General features: G+C 68.6%; 22 protein-coding genes. 12 read left to right on the top strand and 10 right to left on the bottom strand.

Features of this window, described 5'->3' with window-relative positions:
• Positions 1-85: 85 nt before the first annotated feature.
• Positions 86-1081: an EF-P lysine aminoacylase EpmA gene (gene epmA, locus PKE44_RS01990; RefSeq protein ID WP_324547985.1), complete on the top strand. Its 996-nt coding sequence runs from the start codon at positions 86-88 to the stop codon at positions 1079-1081.
• A gap of 117 nt (positions 1082-1198) precedes the next feature.
• On the opposite strand, the gene PKE44_RS01995 is transcribed toward epmA, so the two are convergent.
• Complete coding sequence (locus PKE44_RS01995; RefSeq protein WP_324547986.1) at positions 1199-1588, bottom strand: phasin family protein; 390 nt, start codon at positions 1586-1588, stop codon at positions 1199-1201.
• 274 nt (positions 1589-1862) lie between these two features.
• On the opposite strand from PKE44_RS01995, the gene PKE44_RS02000 reads away from it, so the two are divergent.
• From PKE44_RS02000 to PKE44_RS02010, 3 genes are read left to right on the top strand one after another with little or no spacing between them, the layout of a single operon-like run.
• On the top strand, positions 1863-2837 hold the full coding sequence (locus PKE44_RS02000; protein WP_324547987.1) for a M14 family metallopeptidase: 975 nt from the start codon (positions 1863-1865) through the stop codon (positions 2835-2837).
• The gene (locus PKE44_RS02005) at positions 2834-3826 is read left to right on the top strand and encodes a M14 family metallopeptidase (RefSeq protein ID WP_324547988.1); all 993 of its coding nucleotides are present in this window, start codon (positions 2834-2836) and stop codon (positions 3824-3826) included. Before PKE44_RS02000 ends, PKE44_RS02005 begins: the two co-directional genes overlap by 4 nt.
• 53 nt (positions 3827-3879) lie before the next feature.
• Positions 3880-4182 carry a DUF1244 domain-containing protein gene (locus tag PKE44_RS02010; protein ID WP_324548005.1) on the top strand — a complete coding sequence of 101 codons (303 nt, stop codon included), beginning with the start codon at positions 3880-3882 and terminating at the stop codon, positions 4180-4182.
• A gap of 38 nt (positions 4183-4220) precedes the next feature.
• Here PKE44_RS02010 and PKE44_RS02015 read toward each other — a convergent pair whose 3' ends face one another.
• On the bottom strand, positions 4221-4655 hold the full coding sequence (locus PKE44_RS02015) for a hypothetical protein (protein ID WP_324547989.1): 435 nt from the start codon (positions 4653-4655) through the stop codon (positions 4221-4223).
• A gap of 80 nt (positions 4656-4735) precedes the next feature.
• Between PKE44_RS02015 and PKE44_RS02020 the strand changes: the two genes are divergently transcribed.
• Positions 4736-5734, top strand: coding sequence for a hypothetical protein (locus PKE44_RS02020; protein ID WP_324547990.1), 999 nt, complete (start codon positions 4736-4738; stop codon positions 5732-5734).
• A gap of 46 nt (positions 5735-5780) precedes the next feature.
• On the opposite strand, the gene PKE44_RS02025 is transcribed toward PKE44_RS02020, so the two are convergent.
• The 4 genes from PKE44_RS02025 to gluQRS form a co-directional block, all read right to left on the bottom strand.
• The gene (locus tag PKE44_RS02025; RefSeq protein WP_324547991.1) at positions 5781-6590 is read right to left on the bottom strand and encodes a M48 family metalloprotease; all 810 of its coding nucleotides are present in this window, start codon (positions 6588-6590) and stop codon (positions 5781-5783) included.
• A gap of 104 nt (positions 6591-6694) precedes the next feature.
• The gene (locus tag PKE44_RS02030; protein WP_324547992.1) at positions 6695-6988 is read right to left on the bottom strand and encodes a DUF6763 family protein; all 294 of its coding nucleotides are present in this window, start codon (positions 6986-6988) and stop codon (positions 6695-6697) included.
• 139 nt (positions 6989-7127) lie between these two features.
• A complete protein-coding gene (acs, locus tag PKE44_RS02035; RefSeq protein ID WP_324547993.1) occupies positions 7128-9065 on the bottom strand; it encodes an acetate--CoA ligase in 1938 nt (645 codons plus the stop codon).
• A 745-nt stretch (positions 9066-9810) separates the two neighbouring features.
• Positions 9811-10731 (bottom strand): tRNA glutamyl-Q(34) synthetase GluQRS, encoded by a 921-nt coding sequence (gluQRS, locus tag PKE44_RS02040; protein ID WP_324547994.1) that lies wholly within the window; start codon positions 10729-10731, stop codon positions 9811-9813.
• Between the two features lie 129 nt (positions 10732-10860).
• On the opposite strand from gluQRS, the gene PKE44_RS02045 reads away from it, so the two are divergent.
• Both PKE44_RS02045 and PKE44_RS02050 read left to right on the top strand, forming a co-directional pair.
• On the top strand, positions 10861-11340 hold the full coding sequence (locus tag PKE44_RS02045; protein WP_324547995.1) for a CBS domain-containing protein: 480 nt from the start codon (positions 10861-10863) through the stop codon (positions 11338-11340).
• Positions 11330-12670: an ArsB/NhaD family transporter gene (locus PKE44_RS02050; protein ID WP_324547996.1), complete on the top strand. Its 1341-nt coding sequence runs from the start codon at positions 11330-11332 to the stop codon at positions 12668-12670. Before PKE44_RS02045 ends, PKE44_RS02050 begins: the two co-directional genes overlap by 11 nt.
• A 69-nt stretch (positions 12671-12739) precedes the next feature.
• On the opposite strand, the gene PKE44_RS02055 is transcribed toward PKE44_RS02050, so the two are convergent.
• Both PKE44_RS02055 and ppsA read right to left on the bottom strand, forming a co-directional pair.
• Entirely contained in the window at positions 12740-14002 is a 1263-nt protein-coding gene (locus PKE44_RS02055; protein ID WP_324547997.1) for a cation:proton antiporter, read from the bottom strand.
• A gap of 233 nt (positions 14003-14235) precedes the next feature.
• A complete protein-coding gene (gene ppsA / locus PKE44_RS02060; protein WP_324547998.1) occupies positions 14236-16611 on the bottom strand; it encodes a phosphoenolpyruvate synthase in 2376 nt (791 codons plus the stop codon).
• Positions 16612-16856: 245 nt separating this feature from the next.
• On the opposite strand from ppsA, the gene PKE44_RS02065 reads away from it, so the two are divergent.
• Positions 16857-17333: a DUF1249 domain-containing protein gene (locus PKE44_RS02065; protein ID WP_324548006.1), complete on the top strand. Its 477-nt coding sequence runs from the start codon at positions 16857-16859 to the stop codon at positions 17331-17333.
• 89 nt (positions 17334-17422) lie between these two features.
• On the top strand, positions 17423-17929 hold the full coding sequence (locus tag PKE44_RS02070) for a Fe-S cluster assembly transcription factor (RefSeq protein WP_324547999.1): 507 nt from the start codon (positions 17423-17425) through the stop codon (positions 17927-17929).
• 283 nt (positions 17930-18212) lie between these two features.
• Here the strand turns inward: PKE44_RS02070 and PKE44_RS02075 are convergent, their stop codons facing one another.
• A complete protein-coding gene (locus PKE44_RS02075; RefSeq protein ID WP_324548000.1) occupies positions 18213-18647 on the bottom strand; it encodes a MaoC family dehydratase in 435 nt (144 codons plus the stop codon).
• Between the two features lie 244 nt (positions 18648-18891).
• Between PKE44_RS02075 and PKE44_RS02080 the strand changes: the two genes are divergently transcribed.
• The 3 genes from PKE44_RS02080 (at position 18892) to PKE44_RS02090 (ending at position 22459) form a co-directional block, all read left to right on the top strand.
• The gene (locus PKE44_RS02080; protein WP_324548001.1) at positions 18892-19641 is read left to right on the top strand and encodes an electron transfer flavoprotein subunit beta/FixA family protein; all 750 of its coding nucleotides are present in this window, start codon (positions 18892-18894) and stop codon (positions 19639-19641) included.
• 2 nt (positions 19642-19643) lie between these two features.
• The gene (locus PKE44_RS02085; RefSeq protein ID WP_324548002.1) at positions 19644-20570 is read left to right on the top strand and encodes an FAD-binding protein; all 927 of its coding nucleotides are present in this window, start codon (positions 19644-19646) and stop codon (positions 20568-20570) included.
• A 107-nt stretch (positions 20571-20677) separates the two neighbouring features.
• Positions 20678-22459, top strand: coding sequence for an acyl-CoA dehydrogenase (locus tag PKE44_RS02090; protein WP_324548003.1), 1782 nt, complete (start codon positions 20678-20680; stop codon positions 22457-22459).
• A 124-nt stretch (positions 22460-22583) separates the two neighbouring features.
• Here the strand turns inward: PKE44_RS02090 and dmeF are convergent, their stop codons facing one another.
• A complete protein-coding gene (gene dmeF / locus PKE44_RS02095; RefSeq protein WP_324548004.1) occupies positions 22584-23579 on the bottom strand; it encodes a CDF family Co(II)/Ni(II) efflux transporter DmeF in 996 nt (331 codons plus the stop codon).
• Between the last annotated feature and the right edge of the window lie 105 nt (positions 23580-23684).

Genomic DNA, 23684 nt, shown 5'->3' on the forward strand with positions numbered 1-23684 from the left:
GCGCACCGGCGAATACGTTTCGCGCGTCAAGGAATGAACCGTCCTTGCCGGCGCCGAGCAGCCCCGGAATTTCCGTCCGGGCATCGTGACGCCGTTGTCCGGCCCGGCTGACTGGCGGCCGTCATGTGCGCCCGAAGCCCTGCGCCTGCGCGCCGGGCTGCTCGCGCGGATGCGCGCCTTTTTCGAGGCGCGCGGCGTGCTCGAAGTCGATACCCCGGCGCTGTCGCGGGCGGCGGTGACCGATCCGGCGCTGGCGAGCTTCGCCGTCGACTGGCACGGCCCGGAGCCCGGGCGGCTGTGGCTGCAGACTTCGCCGGAGTACGCGATGAAGCGGTTGCTCGCCGCCGGCAGCGGCCCGATCTGGCAGCTCGCCAAGGTGTTTCGCGACGGCGAGGCCGGTCGCCGGCACAACCCCGAATTCTCGCTGCTCGAATGGTACCGGCCCGGTTTTGATCATCACGCGCTGATGGACGAGGTCATCGACCTCGTCAGCGAGCTGCTCGCCGGCAGGCGTGCGCTCGCCGAGCCCGAGCGCATCCGCTATCAGGACGCTTTCCTGCAGCACGCCGGCGTTGATCCGTTCGCTGCGGACGTGCCGGCGCTGCGGGTGGCCTGCACCCGGCACGCGCTGGTACCGCCGCCCGGCATGCCGGAAGCGCAGGTCGAACCGTGGCTGGACCTGCTGCTCAGTCACGTGATCGAGCCGCGGCTCGGCTGCGGGCGGCTGAGCTTCCTGTACGACTATCCGCCGGCGCAGGCCGCGCTTGCGTGCATCCGCCGTGACGAGACGCCGGCCGTCGGCAGCCGTTTCGAGCTGTATCTGGACGGCGTCGAACTGGCCAACGGCTTCCACGAACTCGGCGATGCCGGCGAGCAGCGCGCCCGTTTCGAGGCCGACAATCGCGCCCGTGTGCGGGCCGCCCTGCCGGTGATGCCGATCGACGAAGCGCTGCTGGCGGCGCTGGCCAGCGGTCTGCCGGCCTGCGCCGGCGTCGCGCTCGGCTTCGACCGGCTGCTGATGCTCGCGGCCAATGCCGGCGGGCTGGATGCGGTGCTGGCCTTTCCGGTCGATCGCGCCTGAGCGGGGCCGGAACCGCGGCGTGCGCTCCGGCCGGGGGAACCCCGGAGGACATGAAAAAAGCCCGGCTGCACGAGCCGGGCCGGATGCTGCTGCGCCGGGGGAGGGCGGGACGTGCGATCAGGCGGCCGAGGCGGCGCGGCGAGCGACCTTGACGATCGGCTTCGGCGCGAAGTCGGTGCTGTTGGCGGCGATCAGCTGTTCGAACTCGGCCTTGAAGCCGGCGAGCAGGTCGGCGTAGGCCTGGGCGTCGTCGAGCGCCTTCTGGCGCAGCGCGCCGGCGGCTTCGAGCTGGGCGGCCGAGAAGGCCTTCAGGCTCTCGACATCGGTCACGTCGCTGGCGGCCTGCAGGCGGCCGAGGCCGAAGCCGGCATAGGAGCGCAGCAGCCCGAACTGGAAGGCGGCGAGCTTTTCGAGGCTGGCGACGAACAGCTTGTTGGCCTGCACCACCGGCGCGATCCAGGTGGCGGAACGGGCAAGGGCTTCGTTGAACGGGTCGAGGTCGTACATGGCGGGCATCCCGGCGGAAGTGAAGGAATAAGGTGAAGGAAGTTTCTGTTGCGATGCAGCATAGCAGCGTGGATGTTGCGTCGCAACAATCAAGACCCGTGCCGTTTTCGCATCACGCAAAATCACCGGACGCGCCGCCGGGGGCCGCGGCGGTTTGAAGCTCCGGCAGGCTGTGCCAAACTCGCGCGGTTTTGGCGGACCCCCGTCCACGCCGCGACACGCGTCTCGCCGTGGCTGCGGCGCAGGCATCAGCAGAACCAACGCAGAGCGGTACATGGACAAGCGAGTGGAAACCCTCCTCTCCCTGGAAATGCCGTACCGGGAGCGGATGAGGCTGCAGCGCAGCGTGTTCCGGGGCGGTGACGGGCCGCGGGTCGCCGTCGTCGCCGGCATCCATGGTGACGAACTGGAAGGGCTGTATCTGTGTCACCGGCTCGCCGCCTGGCTCGATGCGCTCGCCGAGCGCCGGCCCGGGGCGCTGCTCGGCACCATCGAACTTTATCCGGCGCTGAATCCGCTCGGTCTCGACACGCTGGCGCGCACGGTGCCGCCGTACGGCGTCGACCTGAACCGGTCCTTCCCCGGGCACGCGCGGGGCGTGCTGCCGCAGCGCATCGCCGCAGCGACGATGACGGCACTCGCCGGCTGCGCGCTGGTCGTCGACGTGCATGCCAGCAACATCTACCTGCGCGAGATTCCGCAGGTGCGCATCAACCATGTGTTCGCCGAATCCCTGCTGCCGTACGCGCGGCGCATGAATCTCGACGTGATCTGGCTGCACGGCGCCGTGACCGTGCTCGAAGCCACCATTGCCCATAGCCTCAACGAGGCCGGCGTGCCGGCGCTGGTGGTCGAGATGGGCGTAGGCATGCGCCTGACGCCGGTCTACACCGAGCAGCTGATCACCGGCCTGCTGAACGTCTGGCAGGGGCTCGGCGTGCTCGCCGCCGACCTCGAACTGGCGCCGGTCACGCACGAGCCCCGGCTCGCACACGAGGACAACGTCCACTACCTGAACGCTGCGACCTCCGGCCTGTTCGTGCCCGAGGTCGAGCACTGGAAGGCCGTGCGCGCCGGCGGGCTGCTCGGCCACATCGTCTCGCCGATGGAAGGCCGGCGGCTGGCCGAGGTCCGCTCGCCCTGCGATGGCGTGCTGTTCACGCTGCGCGAGTACCCGCTGGTCTACGAAGGCTCGCTGATGGCGCGCGTGGTTGCCGATGCGGAACCCGAAAACGGAGAAAGCGCATGAACACGCCGACGCTGCTGCGCATGACGGCGCCGCTGCGGGATGACTTCGACATCCCGTACCACGACGTCGGGCCGGTCGAGCGCACGCCGCGGCTGGCACTGGTGGCGGGGCTGCACGGCAACGAGCTGAACGGTGTGTTCGTGCTCGCGCGGCTCGCGGCCTTCCTGCGCGATGTCGAGCAGGGCAAGCGTCCGGACCTGCGGCTGCGCGAGCGCGTGCTGCTGGTGCCGGCGGTCAACGTGCTCGGCGTGAACCTGCTGTCGCGCGTCTGGCCGTTCGACAAGATCGACCTGAACCGCGTGTTTCCCGGCCTCGAAGGCGGCGAGACCACGCAGCGCATCGCCGCCGCGCTGCTGCGCCTGACGCGCGGCGCCTACTACCGCATCGACATCCACAGCTCCAACCTCGACATCGAGGAGCTGCCGCAGGTGCGCCTGTACGCGCCGAACGACGACGAGCGCGCGACCGCCTGCCTGTTCGGCCTGCCGGCGGTCATCGAGCGGCCGCTGAACAAGATGTTCATGGCGACGCTGGTCCACGCCTGGCGCGCGCACGGTGGCGAGAACTTCGTGCTGCAGGCCGGGCGGGCCGGTGACCTGCAGTCGCGCCACTGCGAGACGCTGTTCCGTTCGCTGGTGGCGTTTCTGGACCGCACCGGCATCGTCGAGGGTCTGACGCTCGCCGATGACGAGGAGGACCTGCACTACTTCGGCCTGCGCCAGTCCTATGCGGTGCTCTCGGAGCAGGCCGGCTTCTTCGTCGGACGCATTGATCCCGGGCGCTGGGTGCAGGCCGGCGAGCTGCTCGGTCACCTGTACGACGGCTTTACCGGCGATCTGCTGAAGGACGTGCACACGCCGGTGGCCGGGCTGGTCTGCAGCGTGCGCCGCCAGCCGCTGCTGTTCGAGGGCGATCTGCTCTGCCGCATCCAGACGCTCGACGATTCCGGCAACGACGTCGAAGTCATGCTGCACGGCCAGGGCCAGTGAACCCGCCTGTCCCCCCCGAATCCCGAACGCCAGACGAAGCCACCATGTCCGAAATCGACACCGCCACCCGTACCGAACTCGAAGCCGCCGCCTTCCGCCGGCTGGTCGAGCACCTGCGCGAGCGCAGCGACGTGCAGAACATCGACCTGATGAACCTCGCCGGCTTCTGCCGCAACTGCCTGTCGAAGTGGTATCTGGCCGCGGCGCAGGCACGCGGACTCGCTCTCGACTACGAAGGCGCCCGCGAGATCGTCTACGGCATGCCTTACGAGCAGTGGAAAACCCTGCACCAGCGCGAAGCCAGCCCCGAACAGCAGACCGCCTTCGCCGAGGCGATCCGCAAGGTGCATGACTGAAGGTGCATGACTGAAAGAGCGGGGCGGCCCGGTGCGCGTCAGTACTGGCGGTTCGCGAGTTTCAGGAACAGCGCGCTGACGCGTTCGCGTTCCCGGGGCGGAAACGCCAGATAGCGCGTGCCGCCCAGTTCCAGCGCCATCGAGCCGTCGGTCGCATCGAGCACGCCGTTCAGGCCGATCCATTCGGTCGGCTCGTCGGCGCCGCGCAGCAGCAGCGTCAGCACCAGATGGCCGGACGGCAGCAGGTTCACGTCCTGCAGTTCGGCTGATTCGGCATCCTCGGTGCCCGGGCATTGCCAGTCACAGCCTGCCAGTCCATCGACGAACACGCCGATGATCGGCCGTGGATTGAAGAATTCGACTACGTTGCGCACGGGTGTCGAGCCTGTGGTGTCGGACGGCTCGTCGAGCGTTGCGCTGGAACGGCCGTCCTGTCGGTTGTAGGTCCATCGGTGGTACGCGGCAACGGGCATGCCGCGCTCCGGAAAAGGTGCCAGTGATCATGAGTATGAGCAAGCCGGTCAGGCCGGGTGGCGGCAGGCGGGTGGGCCTGATGCTCGTCATCGTCGTGCTGGCGACAGCGCTCTGGTATGGATGGCAGGTGCCGGAGCTGCGCCACCGGCTCATCTACGGCTTCGAGCACTGGGTCGCGGGCCTGCAGACGCGTTTCAACATCCGTCCGCCGGGTGCCGAGCCCGAGCCCACGGCCGGCGAGGTCGAGTTGCTGAAACCCCCGGCGGCACTGCGTCCGGGCACTGCCCCGGCCGCGGCGGCGCAGGCCCCGGCCGCCCAAGGTGTCCGCGATCCGTCCATCACCGACGACGAGGCGCTGCTGTCGGGCGCGCAGCCGATGCCGACGCTGGCGGCTCCGCGCTCGCTGAAGTTCGCCGTCGGCGAGGAGGCGGTGTTCGGGCTGGAACTGCTGCCCGGCATCGCTGCGCGCGGGCAGCGCGTCATCATCGGCGGACTGCCGATGGATGCCAGCCTGAGCGCCGGTGCCCGCGACGAGATGGGGCGCTGGGTGCTGGATGCCGTCGCCCTGCCGGGGCTGAAGCTGCGCAGCGGCGCACCGGGTCATTACACCCTGCTGATCCGCACGCAGCCGCTGCAGCGCCTGCGCGTGCCCCGGCCGGTCGCCGAGGCCGCGGTCGAGGTCACGGTGCTGCCGGCGGCAGGGGCCGAGGCCCGGACCGCGGCGCCCCCGGCCGCGAAACCGCCGCAGCCCGGTCCCGGCGAACTGCTCGATCGCGGACGCCGCGCGCTGGAACTTGGTGACCTGGGCGCGGCGCGTCTGTATCTGGAAGCCGCGGCCGGGCAGAACAGCGCCGATGCCGCGCTGCTGCTCGCGGCCAGCTACGATCCGGGCCGCAGCGGCGACAACGCCGATGTCGGACTCGCCGCGGACTGGTATCTGCGGGCACGCAAGCTCGGTGCTGCCGAGGCCCAGCCCGCCATCGATGCGCTGCGCAGCTGGCTGCAGGCCCGCACCGAGCCCGGCGAGGCCGAGCGCAAGGCGCTGGCGAAGCTGTCCGAGCCGGCACCGGGCCGCTGACACGGCCCGGACAAGCGGGGCGTCCGGCGCCGTGGCGGACGCAGTTTCAGCGTTCGGACTCTTCCAGTGTGCCGCAGTCGGGTCGCCGGCCGCTCAGGCGCGCGGCATCGAAGGCCGTTGTGACCGCGGCCGCAGGCGTGTGCATCGCCTGGATGCGGCCCCGGTCGATCGGATGTACCAGCAGCATCGGCGGCGGGCGTTCACCGGAGGTGCCTTCACGCACGCGATAGGCCTGCAGCTGCGCCCAGGCCAGTGACGCGGCGGCTGGATCGAAACCGGCTGCGCCCATCAGGGTCAGCGCCCGACCGTCGGCGGCGGCTTCCTCGCTGGCGGAATACGCAAAACCCGCCCCGACCTGGGACGCACCGCCGATGGCCGCGATGGCCTCGTTCGACAGCGCGGCATCGCCTTCGAGGCTGGCGGCGACCGAGGGGGTGATGTGCGCACCGGTATGTCCGAGCAATTCATGGGCGATGCCGTGGGCGAGCACGGCGGCGAGCCGGTCCTGATTGCCGGTGACGCGCAGCAGCGCCTTGGTGACGCCGAGCCGGCGGCCGGCGAGTGCCCAGGCATCCGGCGTCTCGTCGCGCATCACCACGACCTCCCAGTCGGCCGGTGCGGCCGGGATCGCCTGGATCAGGGCATCGGCCACGCAGCGCACGTAGCGCGTGGTGTCGAGTTCGCGCAGCAGTTCGCCGCGACGCTGGATCTGCAGGCTCGCCCGCGCCCCGGCCGAGGCCAGGCGTTCGGGGGGCACCTGGACGGTGTTCTGCGGGCCTTCCGGGGCCGCGGCGCAGCCGCTCAGCAGCAGCAGCAGGACGACGGCGCGGGGCGTCGGTAACGGCGGGTACGGCATCGGGGAGTCTCCACGGGCGCCGGGGCGGCGGCGCGCGCGAAGATTACGCAAGCCGCGGGCGAGCCGTCACGTGCCCGTGTGCAAGCAACGGGCGGGTTCCCGGCTCAGTCGAGGGCGCGGAACGGATCATCGCGGTCGCGGCCGTCGCCGGTCGGCAGGTCGCTGTAACCGAGGTCCTCGCCGTCGACATCGTCGAAGGCGCCGGCCCAGTCATCGGGGGCCTCAATGCCTTCGAGCACCAGTTCATACCAGGCGTCGAGTTCGATCTCCTCGACCTCGCCTTCCTGAAACTGGACCTCGACGGTGCGTGCATCCTCGTCGAAGGCGACGACCTCGAAGCAGGCGTGGCTTTCGAGGTCGCGGTACCAGTTGCCGACGATCGGATCCATGTCGCTCATCGCAGTGTTCTCCGCTTGGCTACGGACCGGCCAAGCATGGCCTGCCGTGACCGGCTTGCAAGCCTGCAGGAGGCCGGAAAAGCCGCAGGCCCGGCCCCGCGACGAGCGGAACCGGGCCTGCGGGATCAGCCGGTGCGGCTTACTTGACCGCGCGGTTGTCGATCAGGTCGTCGACGACGGTCGGATCGGCCAGCGTCGAGGTGTCGCCCAGACCCTCGCACTCGTTCGCGGCGATCTTGCGCAGGATGCGGCGCATGATCTTGCCGGAGCGGGTCTTCGGCAGGCCCGGGGCCCACTGAATGACGTCCGGCGTCGCGATCGGGCCGATCTCCTTGCGCACGTGCGCAACGAGTTCCTTGCGCAGCGCGTCGGTCGGCTCGACACCGGCCATCAGCGTCACGTAGGCGTAGATGCCCTGACCCTTGAGGTCGTGCGGATAGCCGACCACCGCCGCCTCGGCGACCGCCGCGTGCAGCACCAGCGCCGATTCGACCTCGGCCGTGCCCATGCGGTGGCCGGAGACGTTGATGACGTCGTCGACGCGGCCGGTGATCCAGTAGTAGCCGTCCTCGTCGCGGCGGGCGCCGTCACCGGTGAAGTACGTGCCGGGGTAGACCGACAGGTAGGACTCCACGTAACGGTTGTGGTCGCCGAAGATCGTGCGCATCTGGCCGGGCCAGGAGGCCTTGATGACCAGGTTGCCCTCGGTCGCGCCTTCGAGTTCCTTGCCCTCGGCATCGACCAGCGCCGGCTGCACGCCGAAGAACGGCCGCGTCGCCGAGCCCGGCTTCAGCGCCGTCGCGCCCGGCAGCGGGGTGATCAGGATGCCGCCGGTCTCGGTCTGCCACCAGGTGTCGACGATCGGGCAGCGGTTGTCGCCGACCACGCGGTAGTACCACTCCCAGGCCTCGGGGTTGATCGGCTCGCCGACCGAACCGAGCAGGCGCAGCGAGGCGCGGCTGGTGGCCTTGACCTGCTCCTCGCCGTCGCGCATCAGCGAGCGGATCGCGGTCGGGGCGGTGTAGAAGATGTTGACCTGGTGCTTGTCGACCACGTCCCAGAAGCGGGTCGAGGTCGGATAGGTCGGCACGCCTTCGAACATCAGCGTGGTCGCGCCGTTGGCGAGCGGACCGTAGACGATGTAGCTGTGGCCGGTGACCCAGCCCACGTCGGCCGTGCACCAGTAGATGTCACCGTCGTGGTAGTCGAAGATGTACTTGTGCGTGATCGAGGCATACAGCAGGTAGCCGCCGGTCGTGTGCTGCACGCCCTTCGGCTTGCCGGTCGAACCCGAGGTGTACAGGATGAACAGCGGGTCTTCCGCGTCCATCTCCTCGGCCGGGCAGTCGGCCGGGGCGGCCTCGACGAGCTCGTGGTACCAGACGTCACGGCCTTCGGTCCAGGCGATCTTGCCGCCGGTACGCTTGACGACGACGACGTTCTTGACGCACTCGGCCGCCGCCGCCGCCTTGTCGGCGTTGGCCTTCAGCGGCACGGCACGGCCGCCGCGCATCGATTCGTCGGAGGTGATCACGACGGCGCAGCTGGCGTCGACGATGCGGTCCTTCAGCGCGTCGGGCGAGAAGCCGCCGAACACGATCGAGTGCACGGCACCGATGCGCGTGCAGGCGAGCATCGCGACGGCCGCCTCGGGGATCATCGGCAGGTAGATGCAGACGCGGTCGCCCTTCTGGACGCCGAGGCCCTTCAGCGCGTTCGCGAAGCGCGAGACTTCCTCGTGCAGCTGCTTGTAGGTGATCTTGCGGTCTTCGTTCGGGCTGTCGCCTTCCCAGATGATCGCGACCTGGTCACCGCGGGTTTCGAGGTGACGGTCGAGGCAGTTGTAGCTGACGTTGAGCTTGCCGCCTTCGAGCCACTTGATGCGGCCGGCCTTGAAATCGCAGTCGCTGACCTTGCTCCAGGGCTTGAACCAGGTCAGGAGTTCACCGGCCTTCTCGCCCCAGAAACCATCGGGGTCGCTGATCGAGCGCGCGTACATTTCCTGGTACTGGGCGTCGTTGATCCAGGCTTTGGCCGCCACTTCGGCGGGGACGGGATAGACCTTTTCTTCGGACATACAAGCTACTCCTCTGATCAACAGCCGGCTCCCGCGCACGGGAGCGCCCCCAAGATTCACTGACACCGTCCGCGGGGGCGGGCGATGCCGGTTTCAAGCTGCGGCAGCCTGCACGGGCAGGCCGCGCACTCGTTCACTGCAGGTGTCAGGCTGACACCGGAAAGCGCGGCGACCGGCCATGGTCGACCGCGCGACCCCTCCGCGCGGGACGGGGCGCCACAGCGGCATTCGCCGGATCGGGCTGATGGTTGGAAATGCGGCTGACCGCAGTGCAGCAAAATCGGCGGGAACAGAACATAATCCGGACGGCGTGCGGTGAATGCGAGCGTGCGATTCGCAAGTACCGTATCAAGCGCCTCATCCCCTTGGTAATGGTCCCGGGCGAGCGCCCGGAAAGCACGGCTTATTGTTTTATTGTTCGATTGCGCGTGGCGCGATCTGCATTTTTCCCTACCGCTCCCGGCAAAGTCAACGGCTGTGTCGGGTGCCGGCCCGTCAGGGCTTTTGTCTGCGACAAGGCTCTGATGAAAAAGGCGAAGTTCCTGGAATCCGCCTGCAGGGCAGGAGAGGTTGATCCTAAGTATTGTTCCTTTTTTTATAAGGGTTTATACCTATATTATTTGCGATGCGATATTATAATTTCAAACCATGAAAAATTAGCAGTTGCGATAATTCTGCAGGCGGCCATTGCAGTTGACAGGGGCCGGGCTGGAACATTGCCTGTTGGTAATGCTGCAATGCGCAATTAGGGGCCGGTGGCCAGCGTCAGCGTGCCTGCCCACGTGCGGCCGGGGCTGGCGGGCAGGGAATTGCAATCCCAGGCCCGTACTGCCCGCTCCAGGAGTTCCGTGGCTGACAGGCCCGCCGGGGGCTGCGGCTGGCCGAGAAAGGCCAGCGCCTCGTGCAGCGCCGGGCGCGGGTCGCCCCCCGGCAGGGGCGGTGCGCGGGTGAGTTTGGAGAGCTTGTCACCCCGCGCATCGGTGACCAGCGGCAGATGCAGATACGCCGGCTGCGGCAGGCCCAGTTGCTGCTGCAGGAAGATCTGCCGGGGGGTGGATGTCAGCAGGTCGGCCCCGCGCACGACGTGCGTGACGCCCTGCTCGCCGTCGTCGACGACGACCGCCAGCGCATAGGCGATCAGGCCGTCGGCACGGCGCAGCACGTGGTCGCCGACCTCGCGGCCGAGGCACTGCGCCTGCGGGCCCTGCAGCCGGTCGGTGAAACCGACCGTCATCGCGTCGTCGATGCGCAGGCGCAGGGCCCGTCCCGGCGCCTGCGCGTGTCCGGCGTTGCGGCAGAACCCCGGGTAGACGAGTCCGGCAGGGCCGCTGGCTGCGCCGGAGGCTGCGAGGCGGGCGCGGCTGCAGGTGCAGGCATACAGCCGGCCGGCCGCCTGCAGTTGCGCCAGCGCGGCCTCGTACACGGCCGTGCGCCGGCTCTGGCGCAGCACCTCGCCGTCCCAGTGCAGGCCGTGGCGCTCGAGATCGGCGAGGATCAGCGCTTCGGCCCCGGCCACCGTGCGCGGGCCGTCGACATCCTCGATGCGCAGCAGCCAGCGTCCGCCGGCGGCGCGGGCGTCGAGCCAGCTCGCGAGCGCCGTGACCAGCGAGCCGAAGTGCAGCGGCCCGCTGGGCGAGGGGGCGAAACGGCCGGTGTAAGGCGACATCGTGTGTTGTGTCATTTCGTAAAGGATTGCGCTGGCGGATCATGCCGGATGCCGGCCGGAGGATGCCCAGGCACCTCGACCGTGCCATCCCCTTGATCCCAGCTGCTGCGTTTTTGCGGAGCCAGCCCCATGACCATCCAGTCACTGCCCCTGCTGCATGTGATCGAACCGATCCCGGCCAGCGATTCGGCGCTTGCGGCCCTGAACCTGATGCTCGATCTGGCCATCAACCACCTGCCGGTGGTCGATGCGCACGGGCATTACCTCGGCATGCTGACGCTGACCGACCTGCTGCACGAGATCCTGCCGGCCGGCTTGCGGCTCGGTCATGGCATCGGCCAGCCCGACGTGAGCTTTCTCGGCGATGCCGCCTCGCTGCTGTCGACGCACCTCGGCCAGCTCTCGGCAAGGACCGCCGGGGACGTCGCCGATCCGCACGTGGTGCCGCTCGAAACCGACTGCCCGCTGGTCGAGGCGGCGCGCCGGCTGGCCGAGGCGCGCAATCCGCTGCCGGTCGTCGACGCCGATCGCCACATCGTCGGCGTGCTCAGCGTGCGGCTGCTGCTGACCCATCTGCTCGGCCGGGGAGTGCAGAACGATGCACGGTGAACCGGCTTCCGTCTCCCACGTGATCTTCGGGCTGCCGCCGCTGCTGGTGTCGCTCGCGATCTTCGTCGCCACCTACGCGATCGTCATTTCCGAAAAGCTCAACCGCGCCGTGATCGCCGCGCTCGGGGCCGGGCTGATGATCCTCTCCGGCGTGCTGACGCAGCTCGAAGCCGTGCACGGCATCGATTTCAACACCATCGGCCTGCTGACGGCGATGATGGTCATCGTCGCGATCACGCAGAAGACCGGCGTGTTCCAGTACGTCGCGATCGTCGCCGCCAAGCGCGTGAAGGCCGATCCCTGGGGGCTGCTGGTGATGATGGCGGTGGTCACGGCGGTGTTCTCGGCCTTCCTCGACAACGTCACGACCGTGCTGCTGGTGACGCCGGTGATCCTGCTGATCACCGAGGCGCTCGGTGTGCCGCCGTATCCGTATCTGTTCACGGTGATCTTCGCGTCGAACATCGGCGGCACCGCGACGCTGATCGGTGACCCGCCGAACATCATGATCGGCTCGGCCGCCAACCTGAGCTTCAACACCTTCCTGCTGCATCTGACGCCGGTGGTGCTCGTCGTGTTCGCGGCGACGCTGCTGCCGATCTGGCTGGTCTGGGGCCGCACGCTGCGGGCGACGCCGGAGGCGCGCGCCCAGGTCATGGCCTTCGACGAGAAATCGGCGATCACGGATCCGCGGCTGCTGAAGCAGGCGCTGGCGGTGATCGGTGCGGTGATCTTCGGCTTCATGATCGCGCATCCGCTGCATCTGGAGCCGGCGACGATCGCCGGTTTCGGGGCTGCGCTGCTCTTGGCGCTGCAGGTCGTGCGCCACGATGCCGAGCACCAGACCGAGGAGGTCGCGCACGCGCTGCGCGAGATCGAGTGGGTGACGATCTTCTTCTTCGTCGGCCTGTTCGTCGTCGTCACCGGCATCGAGAAGGCCGGCGCGCTGAAGCTGATGGCCGACTGGATCGTTGCGGCCACGCAGGGGGACTACAAGGCCACGGCGATGGCGATCCTGTGGGTGTCGGCCGTGCTGTCGGCCGTGGTCGACAACATTCCGTTCGTCGCGACGATGATCCCGGTGATCCAGAACATGGCGCCGACCTTCGGGGCCGACAACCTGCTGCCGCTGTGGTGGGCGCTGTCGCTCGGGGCCTGTCTCGGCGGCAACGGCACGCTGGTCGGAGCCAGCGCCAATCTGGTGGTCGCCGGCTTCGCCGAGCGTGCCGGCCAGCCGATCCGCTTCAAGACCTTCCTGCTGATGGCGTTTCCGCTGATGCTGATGAGCATCGCGATCAGCACGGTCTATCTGTACCTGCGCTATCTCTGAACCCGCATCCGCCCGGCACGGCTGACGGTCGTGCCGGGCGGGCGGGGCGATCGGGAGGCGGTCAGGAAATCAGTCGTCGTCGCGCATCACCAGTTCGGGCCGGTCGCCGTAACGCTGGTAGAAGGCCTTCAGCGCGAACGGTGGCAGCAGCGTCGACAGCGCGACGACGATCAGCAGCACCGCGTACAGCTCCTGGCTCAGGATCGCCGCCCCGAGTCCGAGCTTCGCGAAGATCAGCCCGACCTCGCCGCGCGGCACCATGCTCAGGCCGATCGCGGCACGGCGCAGCGTCGGTTCGGCGATGAACCAGCCGCTCGCCACCTTGCCGGCGACTGCCAGCACGACCAGCACGCCGGCCATCAGCCAGACGCGCGCCGAGGACCAGTCGACGGCCGACAGGTCCAGCGACACGCCGACCATCACGAAGAAGATCGGCGTGTAGGTGTGCAGCAGCGGCCGGAACTGCTTTTCGAGCCGGTGCGTGAGCTCCGGACGCGGCGCGAACGCGCGCTCCAGCGTGCGCCGGAACGGCAGGCGCAGGCGCTGCGTGATCGACATCCGGAAGTGCTGGCTCAGCGCGATGCCGGCCGCGAAGCCGCCCATGATCGCCGGAGCGCCGACCGCGTGGGCGAGCCACGAGAACAGCATGATCAGGCTGATGACCAGCGTGATCAGCAGGCCCTCGGATTCGAGCTTGCGGTCGGTGTGATCGATCGCCCAGGCGATGATCTTGCCGGCGATCGGCGCGAGCACCATGAACACGACGATGAACAGCGCGATGCTGGCGGTGCTCGCCAGCGACACACCCTTCGGCGACGAGAAGTCGTACAGGAAGGCGAGGATGATGACGCCGAGGATGTCGTCGATGACTGCTGCGCCGATGACGATCTGCGCCTCGTCGCTGCGCCGGCGCATCAGGTCGTCGAGCACGCGCACGGTGATGCCGATGCTGGTGGCGGTCAGCGTGCCGCCGATGAACAGCGCGGCCAGGATCGAGGTGTCGAACAGCAGCCAGCCCGCGGCAAATCCGAGCACGAGCGGCAGGAAGGCACCGACGGCGGCGACGACGAAGGGCTTGCGGCCGGCTTCGGCGAGCCGGAACAGGTTGGTGTCGAGGCCGACCTCGAACAGCAGCAGGATGATGCCGACCTCGGCGAGCGTCATCAGCGTCTCGGTCGGCTGCACCCAGCCGAGCACCGAGGGGCCGAGCACCAGGCCGGCGAGCAGTTCGCCGATCACGGATGGGGCGCCGAGGCGGCTGGCCAGCTCGCCGAAGAGGCGGGCGGTCAGCAGCAGCACCGCCAGCATCAGGAAGAATTCGTGGATTGCCATTGCTTCTCCGGGCCTCGTTGCAGGGGGCGGTGCGCTGCCGCCCGTAGGGGGGTTGGGCAGTGTCGCGGCTCGAATCCGGCTTGGCAATTCTTACGCGTAAGAAGAAACGGATACCGTGTTGATTGTCTCGCTATCTCGCGCAATCGCGCCATGAAAAACGGGGTGCGGCCGCGCTGGCGACCGCACCCCGTCCGTTCAGGCTGTTCAGGCGGATTCGGCAGTGAATCCGCAGATCAGGCGGCTTCGCCGGCCAGGAACATCCAGGTCTCGACAACGGTGTCCGGGTTCAGCGACACGCTCTCGATGCCTTCCTCCATCAGCCACTTGGCCAGATCCGGGTGATCCGACGGACCCTGGCCGCAGATGCCGATGTACTTGCCGTTGCGCCGGCAGGCCTGGATCGCCATCGACAGCAGCTTCTTGACCGCCGGATTGCGCTCGTCGAACAGGTGCGCGATCAGGCCGGAGTCGCGATCGAGTCCGAGCGACAGCTGGGTCAGGTCGTTCGAGCCGATCGAGAAGCCGTCGAAGTATTCGAGGAACTCATCGGCGAGCAGCGCGTTCGACGGCAGTTCGCACATCATGATCAGCTTCAGGCCGTCCCGGCCGCGCTCCAGGCCGTTGGCGGCGAGGATCTCGACCACCTGACGCGCTTCCTCCAGCGTGCGCACGAACGGGATCATGACCTGGACGTTGTCCAGACCCATGTCGTTGCGCACCTTCTTCATCGCCCGGCATTCGAGCTCGAAGCAGTCACGGAAGCTCTCCGAGACGTACCGCGAGGCGCCGCGGTAGCCGATCATCGGGTTTTCCTCGTGCGGCTCGTACAGCGGGCCGCCGATCAGGTTCGCGTACTCGTTGGACTTGAAGTCCGACATGCGCACGATGACCGGCTTCGGCGCGAAGGCCGCGGCCAGCGTCGCGATGCCTTCGGCGAGCTTGTCGACGTAGAAGTCGACCGGCGAGGCGTAGCCGGCGATCTGCGAGTCGACGCGGACCTTGATGTCGGAGGGCAGCGCGTCGTAGTTCAGCAGCGCCTTCGGGTGCACGCCGATCATGCGGTTGATGATGAACTCCAGCCGCGCCAGACCGACGCCGGCGTTCGGCAGCCGCGAGAAGTCGAAGGCGCGGTCGGGGTTGCCGACGTTCATCATGATCTTGAACGCGAGCTGCGGCATCGCGTCGAGGCTGACCTCGCGGATGTCGAAGTCGATCAGGCCGCGGTAGATGTAGCCGGTGTCGCCCTCGGCGCAGGAGACCGTCACCGGTTCGCCGTCGCGCACGCGCTCGGTGGCATCGCCGCAGCCGACCACCGCCGGGATGCCGAGCTCGCGGGCGATGATCGCCGCGTGGCAGGTGCGGCCGCCGCGGTTGGTGACGATGGCGGAGGCGCGCTTCATGATCGGTTCCCAGTCCGGGTCGGTCATGTCGGTCACGAGCACGTCGCCGGCCTGGACCTTGGCCATCTCCTTGATGTCGCTGATCACGCGCACGACGCCCGAGCCGATGCGCTGGCCGATCGAGCGGCCGGTGGCGATGACCTCGCCGCGGCGCGACAGCTGGTAGCGCTGCATGACCTGCGAGTCGGCGCGGCTCTTCACGGTCTCCGGGCGGGCCTGCAGGATGTAGAGCTGGCCGTCGGTGCCGTCCTTGCCCCATTCGATGTCCATCGGCCGGCCGTAGTGGCGCTCGATGATCAGCGCCTGACGGGCGAGTGCCTCGACCTCGGCATCGGCAAGCGCGAAGCGGCGGCGCTCGGCGAGTTCGACATCGACGGTCTTGACGCTGCGTCCGACCGTCTGCTCGGCGCTGTTGTAGACCATCTTGATGGCCTTGCCGCCGAGGTTGCGGCGCAGCACGGCCGGGCGGCCGGCGGCGAGCGTCGGCTTGTGCACGTAGAACTCGTCGGGGTTCACGGCGCCCTGCACGACGGTCTCGCCGAGGCCGTAGGAGGCGGTGATGAACACCGCGTCGTCGAAGCCGGATTCGGTGTCGAGCGTGAACATGACGCCGGCGGCACCGAGGTCGGAGCGGCACATCTTCTGGATGCCGGCCGACAGCGCGACCTCGCCGTGCTCGAAGCCGTGGTGCACGCGGTAGGCGATGGCGCGGTCGTTATATAAGGAGGCGAACACGTGCTTGATCGCAGCCATGACCTGATCGAGGCCGCGCACGTTCAGGAAGGTTTCCTGCTGGCCCGCGAACGAGGCATCGGGCAGATCCTCGGCGGTCGCCGAGGAGCGCACCGCGACCGACAGTCCGGCACCGTAGCGCGATGTCATGTCGCGGTAGGCGGTTTCGATCGCGTCGAGCAGCGCCGGCTGGAACGGCGCATCGATGACCCACTGGCGCACGCGCGCACCGGTCTCGGCCAGCGCGTTCACATCCTCGATGTCGAGCTTCGCCAGTTCGGCGTTGATGCGGTCGATGATGCCGTTGACGGTCAGGAACTCGCGGAAGGCCTCGGCCGTGGTCGCGAACCCGCCCGGTACCTGGACGCCGGCAGCAGACAGATGGCTGATCATCTCGCCGAGCGACGCGTTCTTGCCGCCGACGCGGTCCACGTCGCCCATGCCGAGGGCTTCAAACCAAACGACGTACTCTGCCAATGTAGTTTCCTCTTCGGAACGCATTTAGAAGCCTGGGAAAGCCGGCTGCGCAGGTGCCGGGACCGCCGTGCCGATGCGTACGGCGCTGTCCTGGTGACCCGGCACGAAAGCCCGGGCCGCGCGAGGCGCGCGATTATAATGTCGCCCCCACAGGGACGGAACGGATTTCGGCATCCATCTCGGGGATGCCGGCGCGGCTGTATCCAGTCCTCACAAAAGCACGGCGGGACCACGCGTTGGTGAATCTGATCTTTCCGGTCCGGGCCCACGCCGGCCTCGATCCGCGTCCCGGCAGCTTCTCGGGCCTGATGGACCTCTACGAGCGCAACTACATGCTGCTGCGCCGGCTGCTGCCGGCCATGCTGCCGGCAGATGCGAGACAGGTCTCGCAGGCAGCCGGGGCGCTCGACCTGCACCTGCACGTCAGCGAGCGCTTCCGCTACACCAGCGAGCTGTCCCTGACCTACCGCTTCGAGCACGGCGACGGCCAGGTGCTGCTGGAGCCGGACCTGCACGTGCGCATCTATCACGATGCGCGGCTCGCCGAGGTCATGGTCGCGCGGCTGCGCCACGCACCGCCGTACCGGCTCGGGGCCGCCGAGGAGGCGAGCGAGCTGTACGCGCGCTGCCGGGCCAACCGTTTTTTGTACAAATGGCTGTGTTACTGCACGCGCCAGGGGCACGGTTTCGCGTCCGCCACCGGTGCACCGCACAATAGTTGATCGAATCGCTTGGGTACCGTAGCATCGAAACCAGACTGCGCCGAAGGTCACCCGGGCCGGCGGTGCGCAAGACGGCTGCGGAGGTACTCATGAAGCTTTCGACGAAAGGGCGCTACGCGGTGACGGCGATGATGGATCTGGCGATCCATGATTCACACGGACCGGTGACGCTGGCGGACATCTCGCAGTGCCAGGGTATCTCGCTGTCCTATCTGGAGCAGCTGTTCGCGCGTCTGCGTCGCTCGGGACTGGTCGAGGGCGTGCGCGGACCCGGTGGTGGTTACCGGCTGGCGCGGCGTGCCGATGCGATCAGCGTTGCCGACATCATCGCCGCCGTCGACGAGCGCGTGGATGTGACCCGCTGCCAGGGGCGCGGCGACTGCGACAACGGCCGCCAGTGCCTGACGCACGATCTCTGGAATGACCTGAGCGAGCGCATCGCGACCTTCCTGACCGGCATCACGCTCGCCGATTTCGTCGACCGCCCGGCGGTGCGCGAGATGGCCGAGCGCAACGCGCTGCGCCAGACGCAGGGCCACGGCCACACGCCGGCCCGGCGCCAGCTGACGGTGCGGGAGCGCCGCATCAGCGCCTGAAGCCGCAAGTCCTGCCTCCGCGTTCACGACGCCCCCGTCTGCGACGGGGGCGTCGTGCTGTCCGGGCATAAAAAAAGCGGGGACCGAAGTCCCCGCTCAAGATAAACCTGCCTCAGGAGATCAAACGAGCTTGTCGCCCGGAGCCGCCCGCGAGAACGGCTCCGCCGTGAAGCTCAAGGTCACACACCGCCATTCCTCAATGCGACCTTGAGGCGTATTGAACGCCCGGGCTCGCGCAGGCGCGTTGATCTGCATCAAGCCGGCGTGTGACGGCAGCGCGGGCTCAGCCCGCCGGGCGGTTGTCGACCATGAAGGTCGCCTTGCCCTCGACGACCACCTTGCCGTGCACCGTGCAGACGGTGTCGGCGTGCACGCGGCGCTTGGCGGCGTTGATCTCGGTGACGGTGACGGTCGCGGTGACCGTGTCGCCGATGCGCACCGGCGCCTTGAACTTCAGCGACTGCTCGATGTAGATCGCGCCCGGCCCGGGCAGCCGCGTGCCGGCGACCGTCGAGATCAGCCCGCCGCAGAAGATGCCGTGCACGATGCGACCCTTGAACATCGTCGTTTCGGCAAATTCCTGGTTGATGTGCACCGGGTTGTCGTCGCCGGTGATGCCGGCGAACAGGATCACGTCGGCTTCGGTGACGGTCTTCGCGTAGGACGCGCTCTGGCCGACGCTCAGGTCTTCGATGTAGTAGCCGTGCAGATCGGACATGGTCAAGCAGCCTCGGGGGTGGGGAGGGAGAGGGCAGGACAGGGTAAGAAAACCCGGGCCCGGCGCATAGACTGTGCCGGCTCGCCCCGGACGATCCCGGCATCTTGCGACGGCACTGGGTAATCGGTAAAGTCGTACTAGGGTTTTCCCTTAGTGCTCATTCCGATAATACCGGTATCCAGCGTCGCCGATCGCGGCCGGGCCGGACGGGAAGCCGCATATATCCCACCGAGGTACCGCATCGATGAAAGTCCTGGTCGCCGTCAAACGGGTGGTCGATTACAACGTCAAGGTGCGTCCGAAAGCGGACGGCACCGGCGTCGAGACTGCCAACGTCAAGATGTCGATGAATCCCTTCGACGAGATCGCCGTCGAGGAAGCCGTGCGCCTGCAGGAGGCCGGCAAGGCCAGCGAGGTCGTCGTCGTCTCGCTCGGCGTTTCCGCCTGTCAGGACACGCTGCGCACCGCACTGGCCATGGGCGCCGATCGCGCGATCCTGGTCGAGACCGATGCCGAACTGCAGCCGCTCGCGGTCGCGAAGCTGCTGAAGGCGGTGGTCGACAAGGAACAGCCCGGCCTCGTGATCCTCGGCAAGCAGGCGATCGACGACGACTGCAACCAGACCGGCCAGATGCTCGCCGCGCTGCTCGGCTGCGGCCAGGGCACGTTCGCGTCGAAGGTCGAGCCTGGCGACGGCCTCGTCACCGTCACCCGCGAGGTCGATGGCGGTGCCGAGACCGTCGAGCTGAAGCTGCCGGCCGTCATCACCAGCGACCTGCGCCTGAACGAGCCGCGCTACGTCAAGCTGCCGAACATCATGAAGGCCAAGAAGAAGCCGCTCGAAGTGCTGAAGCCCGAGGCGTTCGGCGTCGACGTGACGCCGCGGCTGAAGACGCTGAAGGTCGCCGAGCCGCCCAAGCGCGCCGGCGGCGTCAAGGTGGCCTCGGTTGCCGAACTGGTCGACAAGCTCAAGAACGTCGCGCAGGTGCTCTGATCATGGCCGTCCTCGTCATTGCCGAACACGATAACGCGGTGCTGAAGGCCGCGACGCTGAACACCGTCACCGCCGCCGCCGGACTCGGCGAGGTGCACGTGCTGGTCGCCGGCCAGGGTTGCGGCGCGGTTGCCGAGGCCGCTGCGCAGGTCGCCGGCGTCAGCAAGGTGCTGCTTGCCGACGACGCCGCGCTCGCGCATGCGCTGGCCGAGAACCTCGCGCCGCTGGTCACCGGCCTCGCCGGCGGCTACAGCCACGTGCTGGCGCCGGCCACCGCCGCCGGCAAGAACGTCGCACCGCGCATCGCCGCGCTGCTCGACGTGGCGCCGGTCTCCGACATCATCGAGATCGTCTCGCCCGATACCTTCGTGCGCCCGATCTACGCCGGCAACGTGCTCGCCACCGTGCAGTCGGCCGATCCGGTCAAGGTCGTCACCGTGCGCGGCACGGCCTTCGCGGCTGCGGCCGCGAGCGGCGGCAGCGCGCCGATCGAGCGCATCAGCGGCGCCGCGGACAGCGGGGTCGCGCGCTTCGTCGGCCAGGAGATCATGAAGTCCGAGCGTCCCGAGCTCACCAGCGCCCGCGTCGTCGTCTCCGGCGGCCGCGGTCTCGGTTCGGGCGAGAACTTCGCGATCCTCGAAGCCCTGGCCGACAAGCTCGGCGCCGCGGTCGGTGCCTCGCGCGCCGCCGTCGATGCCGGCTTCGTGCCGAACGACTATCAGGTCGGCCAGACCGGCAAGATCGTCGCGCCGCAGCTGTACATCGCCGTCGGCATCTCCGGCGCGATCCAGCACCTCGCCGGCATGAAGGACAGCAAGGTCATCGTCGCGATCAACAAGGACGAGGAGGCGCCGATTTTCCAGGTGGCCGACTACGGCCTGGTCGGCGACCTGTTCCAGCTCGTTCCGGAACTGACGCAGAGCCTCTGATCACCGGCATATCCCGGATCACCCGGCAGTACCCCGGCAGGAGCCGCACCGCCCGTCCGTTGCGGCGCGGTCCCTGCCGGCATTCGACAAGACAGGAGTGAGGAGTCATGAGCAGCTATACCGCCCCCGTCCGCGACATGCGCTTCGTCATCGGTGAACTCGTCGACCTCGACGCCATCGCCGCCCTGCCGGGCTGCGAGGACGTCGGTCCCGACCTCGTCGAGGCGGTGCTGGAGGAGGCGGGCAAGCTCGCCGGCAACGTCCTCGATCCGCTGAACCAGCAGGCCGACCGCAACGGCGCGCGCTGGACCGAGGCCGGCGTCGTCGCCGCCCCCGGTTTCGCCGAGGCCTACCAGCAGTTCATCGAAGGCGGCTGGAACGGTCTGGCCTGCCCGACCGAATACGATGGCCAGGGCCTGCCGGAACTGCTCGGCACCGCCACGCACGAGATGTGGAACGCCGCGAACATGGCCTTCGCGCTGTGCCCGATGCTGACGCTCGGCGCAATCGAGGCCATCCAGCACTACGCGACCGACGAGCTGAAGGCCGCGTACCTCGCGAACATGGTCGCCGGCACCTGGACCGGCACGATGAACCTGACCGAACCGCAGGCCGGCTCGGATCTGGCCGCGGTGCGCAGCAAGGCCGTGCCCGAAGGGGATCACTACCGCATCAGCGGCCAGAAGATCTTCATCACCTGGGGCGATCACGACATGACCGACAACGTCGTGCATCTCGTGCTCGCGCGCCTGCCCGACGCCCCGGCCGGCGTGCGCGGCATCTCGCTGTTCCTGGTGCCGAAGTTCCTGCTGAACGCCGACGGCACGCCGGGCGAGCGCAACACCGTGCAGTGCGTGTCGATCGAGCACAAGCTCGGCATCCACGGCAGCCCGACCTGCGTGCTCGCCTTCGAGGAAGCGATCGGCTATCTGGTCGGCACCGCCAACAAGGGCCTCGCGCACATGTTCACGATGATGAACGAGGCGCGCCTGAAGGTCGGCCTGCAGGGGCTCGCGCAGGCCGATCGGGCCTACCAGCAGGCGCGCTGGTACGCGAATGACCGCATCCAGGGCCGCACCGTCGTCGATCAGGGCGATGCCAGGTCGCCGATCATCAACCACCCGGACGTGCGCCGGATGCTGATGACGATGAGGGCGCAGGCCGAGGCCATGCGCGCGGTCGCCTACACCACCGCCGCGCAGGTCGACATCGCCCGCCGCCATCCCGACGAGGCCGTGCGCAAGGCCGCGCAGGCGCGCGTCGACCTGATGATCCCGATCGTCAAGGGCTGGTCTACCGAGACCGGTCAGGACGTGACCTCGATCGGCATCCAGGTCCACGGTGGCATGGGCTACGTCGAGGAGACCGGTGCGGCGCAGTACTTCCGCGATGCACGCATCACGACGATCTACGAGGGCACGACCGCGATCCAGGCCAACGACTTCGTCGGGCGCAAGCTGGCGCTGGATCGCGGCGCGGCGATGCAGGCGCTGCTCGCCGACATGCGTGCGACGCTCGCCGGTCTCGATGCCGCCGATGGCGAGGATCTCGCCGTGATCCGCACCCGGCTCGCACCGGCCGTCGATGCGCTCGAAGAGGCTGCGGACTGGGTGGTCGCAAATTACGAGGCCTGCCAGGCCGACGTGCTCGGGGCCGCGTTCAACCTGCTGATGATGGCCGGCTGCGTCTGCGGTGGCTGGCAGATGGCGCGGGCCGCGCTGGCGGCGAGTGCGCAGCTCGCGGCCGGCGGGGATCCGAAGTTCTACGGCGCCAAGCTCGTGACCGCGCGCTTCTACGCCGAACAGCTGCTGCCGCGCGCCGGAGCGCTGCTGACCGTCGCCAAGGCAGGTGCGGCATCGATGATGGCGCTCGACCCGGAGCAGTTCTGATCCGGTCCGGTTTCCTTTCGTAGTGAACCCTCGGTCGACAGGGCTCGGGGGCGACCTTCGGGTCGCCCCCGTTTTTTTTTGGGGGGCGGCTTGTCCGGCCTGCCCGGCTGCGGCGGCGGCCCGGTCAGGACAGGCCGCGCTCGTTGACCTCGACGGTCACGTGCACGATCTGCGGGAAGCCGGCGAGCCGGGCCTTGTAGGTCGCCGGGGCCAGACGCAGCGCATCGCTGACGGCGACGATGCAGGCGTACTGGCGGCGGCCGATGCGCCAGAGGTGCAGGTCCTCGACGCGGGTGCCGCTGTCGTCCTCGAGGGCTGCGCGCACGCGCCCGACCAGCGGGTCGTCCATCTCGCGATCAAGCAGCACGCGGCCGGTCTCGATCAGCAGCCCGCGTGCCCAGACGCCGATGATCAGGCTGCCGGCCAGCCCGGTCATCGGATCCAGCCAGTTCCAGCCGAACCACTCGCCGCCGGCCAGCGCCAGGATCGCCGCGACCGAGGTCAGCGCATCGGCGAGCACGTGCAGGTAGGCGGCGCGGTGGTTGAGATCATGGCCGTGCGCATGGGGCTGTCCGGCCTCGTGGCAGCCGGCAGCGTCGTGCCCGTGCCCGTGCCCGTGCCCGTGCGCATGGGCGGCCTCGTGCGCGTGCGTCCCGTGCTCATGGCCGTCGTCGTGCAGCAGCCAGGCGCTCGCGAGGTTGACGAGCAGGCCGATGGCCGCGACGCCCATCGCCTCGCCGAAGGCGATGTCGACGGGGTTTGCGAGCCGCAGCAGCGATTCGAAGGCCATCAGCACCGCGACCGCGGCCAGCAGCACCGCGCTCGCGAAGCCGCCGAGCACCTCGACCTTCCAGGTGCCGAAGGCGTAGCGGTGATCGCCGGCGTGGCGGCGCGCATGGCGGTAGGCGAGGGCGGCCAGCCCGATCGCGACGACGTGCGAGGCCATGTGCCAGCCATCGGCGAGCAGCGCCATCGAGCCCGACCACCAGCCGGCGAGGATCTCGACGAGCATCATCACCGCCGTCAGCCAGACGACGTGCCAGGCGCGCTGCTCGGCCTGCGGCGCGCTGCTGTGGAAGGCGTGGCTGTGCGCGCACGGCGGGGCGGCGGGCTCGGTCATGGCGATCACGCATCGGGCAGGCGGGAGGGCCGAGTGTACGCCGCCGCCGCCATGGCTTTCAAGGTGTTTTCCGTTCCTTCCTTGCCGCCAGCAGCCGCGCCGTTG

This window comes from Plasticicumulans sp. (assembly GCF_035331805.1).
GTDB lineage: Bacteria > Pseudomonadota > Gammaproteobacteria > Competibacterales > Competibacteraceae > Plasticicumulans.